The sequence below is a fragment of the Paenochrobactrum gallinarii genome (assembly GCF_014205685.1).
Lineage (GTDB): Bacteria > Pseudomonadota > Alphaproteobacteria > Rhizobiales > Rhizobiaceae > Paenochrobactrum > Paenochrobactrum gallinarii.
The window spans coordinates 1-6,519 of sequence record NZ_JACIIU010000046.1 but is presented as its reverse complement, the minus strand read 5'-3'; the positions used below and the strand labels follow the sequence as shown (position 1 = coordinate 6,519).

Genomic DNA, 6,519 nt, shown 5'->3' with positions numbered 1-6,519 from the left:
GTCACCTTCGTCGAAAACTCAAATTTTAAAACCACCAAACTATCAGGCAATCCGCCCGACCATCCGGCAATCTCACCACCCTCAAGCCCGGAGGCCCCGAAGTGGTTCGGGGCTTCTAACCCCTCAAGCAATCACTGTCAAGTGAAAACTTGCAAGAAAATCATTTATTTAAGTAACATTTGATTTTCTTAATTCCCTACTTTGTTTTGTAAGTTTCACAAATCTGTCGTAGAGATGGCCTACTAATGCCATTCCGAATGAAGAGTCAAGCGACGCTTCTGCAAAAGACGATTTTTTGTATAAATCCGACTAATAACATCGCTTTTAGCGCTTATGCACAGCCCTCCCCACAGGCGAACTGGCTATTCAACACCGTTTTCATGAGAATCATCTAAAATAAAAAGAGTCCACTAAAGCGACTTTGATACATTATATACATAGAGGGCCTACACATTAGCCATGCAGCTTTAAATATGACCAGCGATGTTTTTCGCGCTCTAAGGCGATTCTATTTCCGCCACATCTTCATCGCTCACACGAATTTCCAGCGCACCAAGCGCATCTTCAAACTGATGAAGCTTAGAGATTCCGACAATCGGAGCCGAAATACCTGAGCGAATCGTAAGCCAAGCAAATGCAAACTGTGCTATTGGCCTGCCATGACGCTCCGAAATCTTTTGAACGACAGCAATAACCGCATCATCTTGTGCTTTATTCCGATCATAAAGTGCATTTGCGGTTTTATCTGTCTGCGCACGCACTGTTGAGGCAGAATCACCATCCGCAGCCCGAACGGCCAAAAGTCCACGCGCCAGCGGACTCCACGGAATCACCCCAACACCTTCAGAACGTCAAAGCGGAATCATTTCACGCTATTCTTCGCGATAGATGAGATTGTACTGCGGCCGCATGGAAACAAGCTGCGTCTAACCATTCTGACGCTGCAAACCAAGCGCCTTCATAAACTGCCACGCATGTATGGAAGATACGCCAAGGTTCCGGTGCCTTTGTTGCCGAGCGTCCACATACGGGAAAACAGCAATCTTCGCCTGCTGAAGCATTGCGAAGTGCTATCGAAATTTTGCTCGGTAAGGCAGAACGTTTGAGTGTGCCAGATCTGGCTGCAAACTGGGAAGACCGGTTTCACAGACATTCATCTTCAAGCTACGTCCAGATTTGAAGTTTTCAGACAGCTCACCTTTAACCGACGTAGATGTGGTTTTCACATATACAACATTGACCCGCTTAATTTTGGCGCGCCTCAACGTGCTTTATTCCTGCCAGTTGAGAAAATTGTTGGCGATAATTCGGCACGTGCACCGGCTTTCGAATCGTGTGATCCGGATGTGATCCAGTTATCATTATCTCCGCAGGATGTAACACCTCTGGCCGCAGATGATCGCTTTTAAAAAAATCATCATTGAAGATCATTGTTCTTCTTTCGGGGTCGAGCCGATCTGTAAAGTACTGCCGATTGCCTCACCTACCTATTATAAGAGAGCAGCGTTTACCCGTCATCCTGAGCGGGCATCAAACAGCACCAAATCTGACGCTGCTCTGCGCCTTGAGATCAACCGGTTTTATGACGAGAACCGTCAGGTCTACGGAGCCGGTAATGCTTGGCATACTTTACGACGGCAAGGCCATGACATCACGCGCTGCACAGTGGAGCGATTAATGCGTACACCGCGATTACAAGGTGGGTTGTGAGGGGAGAAGGTCATTACAACCACCCCTGACATGGCAGTAGCGAGCGTTTTCAGTATTATCTGCAACGTCTCGGTGCCTTATGGTATCACCACACCGGATCAGCCGAACATTTCATCGACACGATGGAGAACCGTGGCAGACTATAGCCGCTTGCACTACTTCTTTGAATCTGCCCTCACACCAAATATATTCTGGGTTGATATGAAGGGGCTGGATTTCTCGAAGGAAAGCGGCAAAGTGCAGAAGCTTGATCTGGGTGTCAATCAGAGCAATATTTTTCCGGTAAGGTCATTGCTAATTTCAAAGTCTCCGAACCGTTCAAGTTTCTTGGTATTGAATAAGATTTAAATATAAATTTCGCCGGATGATCTTTATAGATTGTCCGGTAAATCTCCATTGTTACATAACTGTCAAAAACCCGTCATTCCATCGTTACAAAACCGACCTATCAGCTTTCATAACGAAAGATGATGGTAGCTTGATGCTTTACGACCCGACGATACAAGAAAAAATTGCAGTGAGCATAAACGGGCTCAGTCTCGCTTATGGCAAAACTACAATTTTAAATAATATCAGCCTGATGCTGCCGAAAGGGCAAACTTTGGCGCTGCTCGGGCCATCAGGTTGCGGCAAAACCACTTTGCTTCGTCTTCTTGCCGGTTTGCTTACCCCCACGAAAGGTGATGTCAGCATTAACGGAACCATGGTTGCCGATGCCACATCCGGCCTGTTTTTGCCGCCTGAAAAACGCCATCTCGGCATGGTGTTTCAAGATTATGCGCTCTGGCCGCATATGAGTGTAGCGGGCAATGTTTCTTTTCCATTAGAAATGCGCGGTATCAACCGCAGTGACCGTGAAAAACGTGTAAAAACTGCACTTGAACGCGTGGGTCTTAGTGGCTTTGAAAATCGCTCCATCAGCGATATGTCCGGCGGCCAGCAACAACGTGTTGCCATTGCCCGAGCAATTGTTGCAGAACCTAAAATCGTTTTGTTCGACGAACCGCTATCCAATCTCGACCGTGAATTGCGCGAAAATATGGTGAGCGAAATCAAACAATTGGTGACAAATTTAGGGCTTACCGCAGTCTATGTCACCCATGACCAAAGCGAAGCTTTTGCCCTTGCCGATCAGGTAGCTATTATGCGCGGCGGCATTATTGAGCAATTCGCCGACCCGCAAAGTCTCGTTACTTCACCTGCCAGCACCCAGGTGGCTGATTTCTTACGCCTTGGCTGTGTGCTACCGATTGAATACTGCTCGCAGAATTATAAAATCCGCGGCACTAACTACTATCTGAAAGCCCCCCACCATAACCAGAACCATAGTCATGTGCTGATCCCGACACGCGCTATTTCTGCAACGTCCTCCCAAGACGAAAGCGTAACTGCCATTGTTCTGCGCTCACAATTTCGCGGTGATGGCCATCTCACAACCGTGCGCATCGGCGATGACAGTTTCAACCATGAGATAACCTATCTCGACAACTTGCCCCGCCCACAAGGCAGCCAGACAGCTTTGAGCATAGACGATAGCCAACTGCGCTGGTTTTCCAATTAATTACACACTTATCCGACATCTCAGGAGAAAATCATGAAGAATAAGCTGTTTGGCGGCGGGATTGCGCTTGCCCTGACTTTGCTCAGCTCCACAGCGGCTTTTGCCGATATCACGGTTTATTCAGCAGGCCCTGGCAGCCTGATTGAAAAACTGGTTGCTGGTTTTACTGAAAAAACAGGCACCAAAGTACAGGTTTTTCAGGCGACAACGGGCAAAGTAATGGCGCGTATTGAAGCAGAAGCTGCCAATCCGGTGGTGGATGTGCTGATTTCGGCATCATGGGACACAGCAACAGACTTTGCCAAGCGCAATTGGCTGGTGGCATATACAAGCCCGAATGCTGTTAATGTACCGGATTTTCTGAAAAACGAATATGCTGTAGCACAGGGCGTTTCGGCACTTGGTATTGCCTGGAACCCGAACAGCAAAACACCGAAGCCTGCCGAATGGGCAGACCTTGCCAAGCCTGAATATAAGGATCTGGTCAATCTGCCGGATCCGGCTCAATCAGGCGCGACATTCGAGCTGGTCGCAGCTTTGCAAGCACAAAGCGGCTGGGATTTGTTTAAGAACCTGCAAGCCAATGGTGCCCATGTAGCAGGTGCCAATGCTGAAGCTCTTAATCCTGTTTTGCAGGGTGCAAAAGCAGCAGTCTTTGGTGCAGTAGACTATATTTCGCTTAACGGCAAAGCCAAAGGTGAAGCCATTGATGTGATTTTCCCTGAAAGCGGCACTGTCATTGCACCACGTCCGGCCATGATCCTCAACTGGTCGAAAAATCAGGATGAAGCGAAAGCTTTCATTGATTATATGCTGTCTGATGAAGGCCAGAAAATGGTTGCCAACACCTATCTGATGCCATCACGCACAGACATTCCGGCCAACCGGCCGCTGATTAATGATCTTAAAATTCTGTCTGTTGATGCGGCAGCCGTTTATGGCAAGCGTAACGAAACACTTAAAGAGTTCAACGCTGTTTTTGCCAAATAATAACACCTGAAGAGCATAAGGTGCGGGGAGTTTGTGCGCTTCCCGCACCTGATTTTTTTCAATTGATACTGGAAATGAAGATGCAGAATAAAAACGTAAGCCTGCAAAATCCTCTCGGTTATTTTGCCATGGCAGGACTGTTACTCGTCGTAGCGGTTCCCTTTGTTTTTATCATCCTGCAATCGATTTTTCCGCAATTGGGCAGCGGTTCGCTGGCCAACCCGTTTTCGCATATCGCGGCGCTGTTTGATGATCCGCGCCTTTTCCGCATTACCGGCAATACGGTATTGCTGGGTTTAATGGTTGTAGCCCTTTCAGCACTCATTGCCGTGCCACTGGCAGTGTTTCGGGCGCTTTACAAAGTGCCGCTGGCGATATTCTGGGATATCTTAATGCTCATCCCGTTTATGATCCCGCCTTATATTGCCACCCTTGGCTGGATTATGAGTTTGCAACCGCGCGGTTATCTTGAGCAGCTTGCCGGTTTCAATCTGTCATCTTTTTTATTTTCCGTTTCCGGCATGACCTTTGTCATGGCGCTCAATACATTTCCGCTGGTATATTTTGCTGTCTCACGCACAATTGAAGCAGTTGGCGCACGTTATGCTGATGTTGGACGCGTTTTTGGTGCCTCTTCATGGCGGTCTTTTTTCCGTATTACTTTGCCGCTTGCAACACCCGGGCTTGCCGCAAGTCTGCTGTTGGTTTTTGCTGCTGCCATTGAAGAATATGGCACACCGGCAGCCCTTGGCCGCCGCTCCGGCTTTGAAGTGCTAGTCACAGAAATCGATCTTCGCGTTTCAGACTGGCCGATTGATCTGGCAGGTGCCGCCGTCTTCTCGCTCGCCCTCGTTTTATTGTCGCTCGGTGCCTTTATGATCCAGCGCTGGATTTTAAACCGCCGTTCTTATGTCACCACTGTCGGCAAGCCACAGGCCAAAGACAAACGCGCGCTGGGAAACCTTACCATCCCTGTCGTCGGTCTTTTTGCCCTTGTCAGTTTTCTGGCAACAGGCGTACCACTGCTTGCCATACTTGCCACCGCATTATCCAAAACCATTTCAGGCGGCTTGACACTTTCTAATATCGGCTTTGACAATTTCAGTGCCATCGCCGAAAATTCCGCAGGCGGGATGAAAGCCCTCATCAACAGTCTGTCTTTAGGTGTGGCAAGTGCGCTCTTCACCGGCTTATTAGGCGCAGTTGCAGCCTATGCGGTGGTAAAAATGCGCTTTTGCGGCCGCAATTTCCTCGACGTTTTAACCGTTCTGCCAAACTCTTTGCCAGGTGTGGTGGTTGCTGTCGGCCTTATTCTGGCTTGGAACCAACCGGCACTACTGGTTTCTCCTTATAATACACCACTGATCCTGCTGCTTGCCTATTGCTGCATCTTGCTGCCACAACCCATCCGCTATACGACCGCAGCCTTTCATCAGATCGGGGATAATCTGGAAGCAGCAGCACGCGTGTGCGGTGCCACTAGTTTCACCACTTTTCGCCGCATCATGCTGCCGCTTATTGCGCCAAGCCTGATCACTGCAATGTTGCTCGTTTTTTCAGTCGCCACCCGTGAGCTGGTCGCCTCTGTGCTGATTGCCCCCGTTGGCATGCAAACTATTTCCATCTTTATCTGGCGGCAATTCGAGCAAGGCTCGGTTGGCCTTGGCATGGCAATGGCGCTTATTGCGATTGTCATCACCACACTTATTCCCCTGCTTTTACTCACTTTGTTGAAGGGCAGAAAATTTAGCCTCTGACAATAATTTAAAGATTAAAGTCAGCTTATCTTGGGAGACCTCAAAGCACTTCAATATAATTGATGGGTGGCAATTTGCGATTATCTGCTTTTTCATAATCAAGAAGTTTTCGACCGCAACCGATGTTGGGGCATTCAATTACTTAATCAGGTCCAAACATGCATCATATCCATATTGATCAGGTTAACCATATCGACTGCCCCGTTGTTACTATCGGCAATATTTATCCTGATGGGCACTCAATTGTGCCCCATCATCACCGGCCTGATCATTTTGACAACTCCCACAGGCACGTGGGTGATGCCGCCACAGCGCGACATGTAGTTACTCAATATTCATGAAACGATTGATGATTGCTGCAAAGCGTTAGACATGAGCCGGCGTACATTCACATATCTGTTTCGACGTGACGTGAGACCCGCAAACTCCTCCAGATTTTGGTAGAGTCCAATCCTTGGTAGGAGTTGGATAATGAAGCGTTCACGGTTTTCAGACGAACAG

The 6,519-nt window shown here is 48.3% G+C and carries 4 protein-coding genes and 2 pseudogenes; 5 read left to right on the top strand and 1 reads right to left on the bottom strand.

The window, feature by feature from the left end; translation table 11 throughout:
* Positions 1-497 precede the first annotated feature (497 nt).
* A pseudogene (locus FHS77_RS16330) lies at positions 498-836 on the bottom strand (aldo/keto reductase); the annotation flags it as partial.
* A 559-nt stretch (positions 837-1,395) separates the two neighbouring features.
* On the opposite strand from FHS77_RS16330, the gene FHS77_RS15400 reads away from it, so the two are divergent.
* From FHS77_RS15400 to FHS77_RS15380, 5 genes and pseudogenes are all read left to right on the top strand, one after another.
* The gene (locus FHS77_RS15400; protein ID WP_184224812.1) at positions 1,396-1,710 is read left to right on the top strand and encodes an IS3 family transposase; all 315 of its coding nucleotides are present in this window, start codon (positions 1,396-1,398) and stop codon (positions 1,708-1,710) included.
* Between the two features lie 24 nt (positions 1,711-1,734).
* Positions 1,735-2,051, top strand: a pseudogene (locus FHS77_RS15395) (linear amide C-N hydrolase); the annotation flags it as partial.
* Positions 2,052-2,191: 140 nt separating this feature from the next.
* Positions 2,192-3,271, top strand: coding sequence for an ABC transporter ATP-binding protein (locus tag FHS77_RS15390; protein ID WP_184224811.1), 1,080 nt, complete (start codon positions 2,192-2,194; stop codon positions 3,269-3,271).
* Positions 3,272-3,304: 33 nt separating this feature from the next.
* A complete protein-coding gene (locus tag FHS77_RS15385; protein WP_184224810.1) occupies positions 3,305-4,261 on the top strand; it encodes an ABC transporter substrate-binding protein in 957 nt (318 codons plus the stop codon).
* An 80-nt stretch (positions 4,262-4,341) separates the two neighbouring features.
* Complete coding sequence (locus FHS77_RS15380; RefSeq protein WP_184224809.1) at positions 4,342-6,018, top strand: ABC transporter permease; 1,677 nt, start codon at positions 4,342-4,344, stop codon at positions 6,016-6,018.
* Positions 6,019-6,519: the final 501 nt, after the last annotated feature.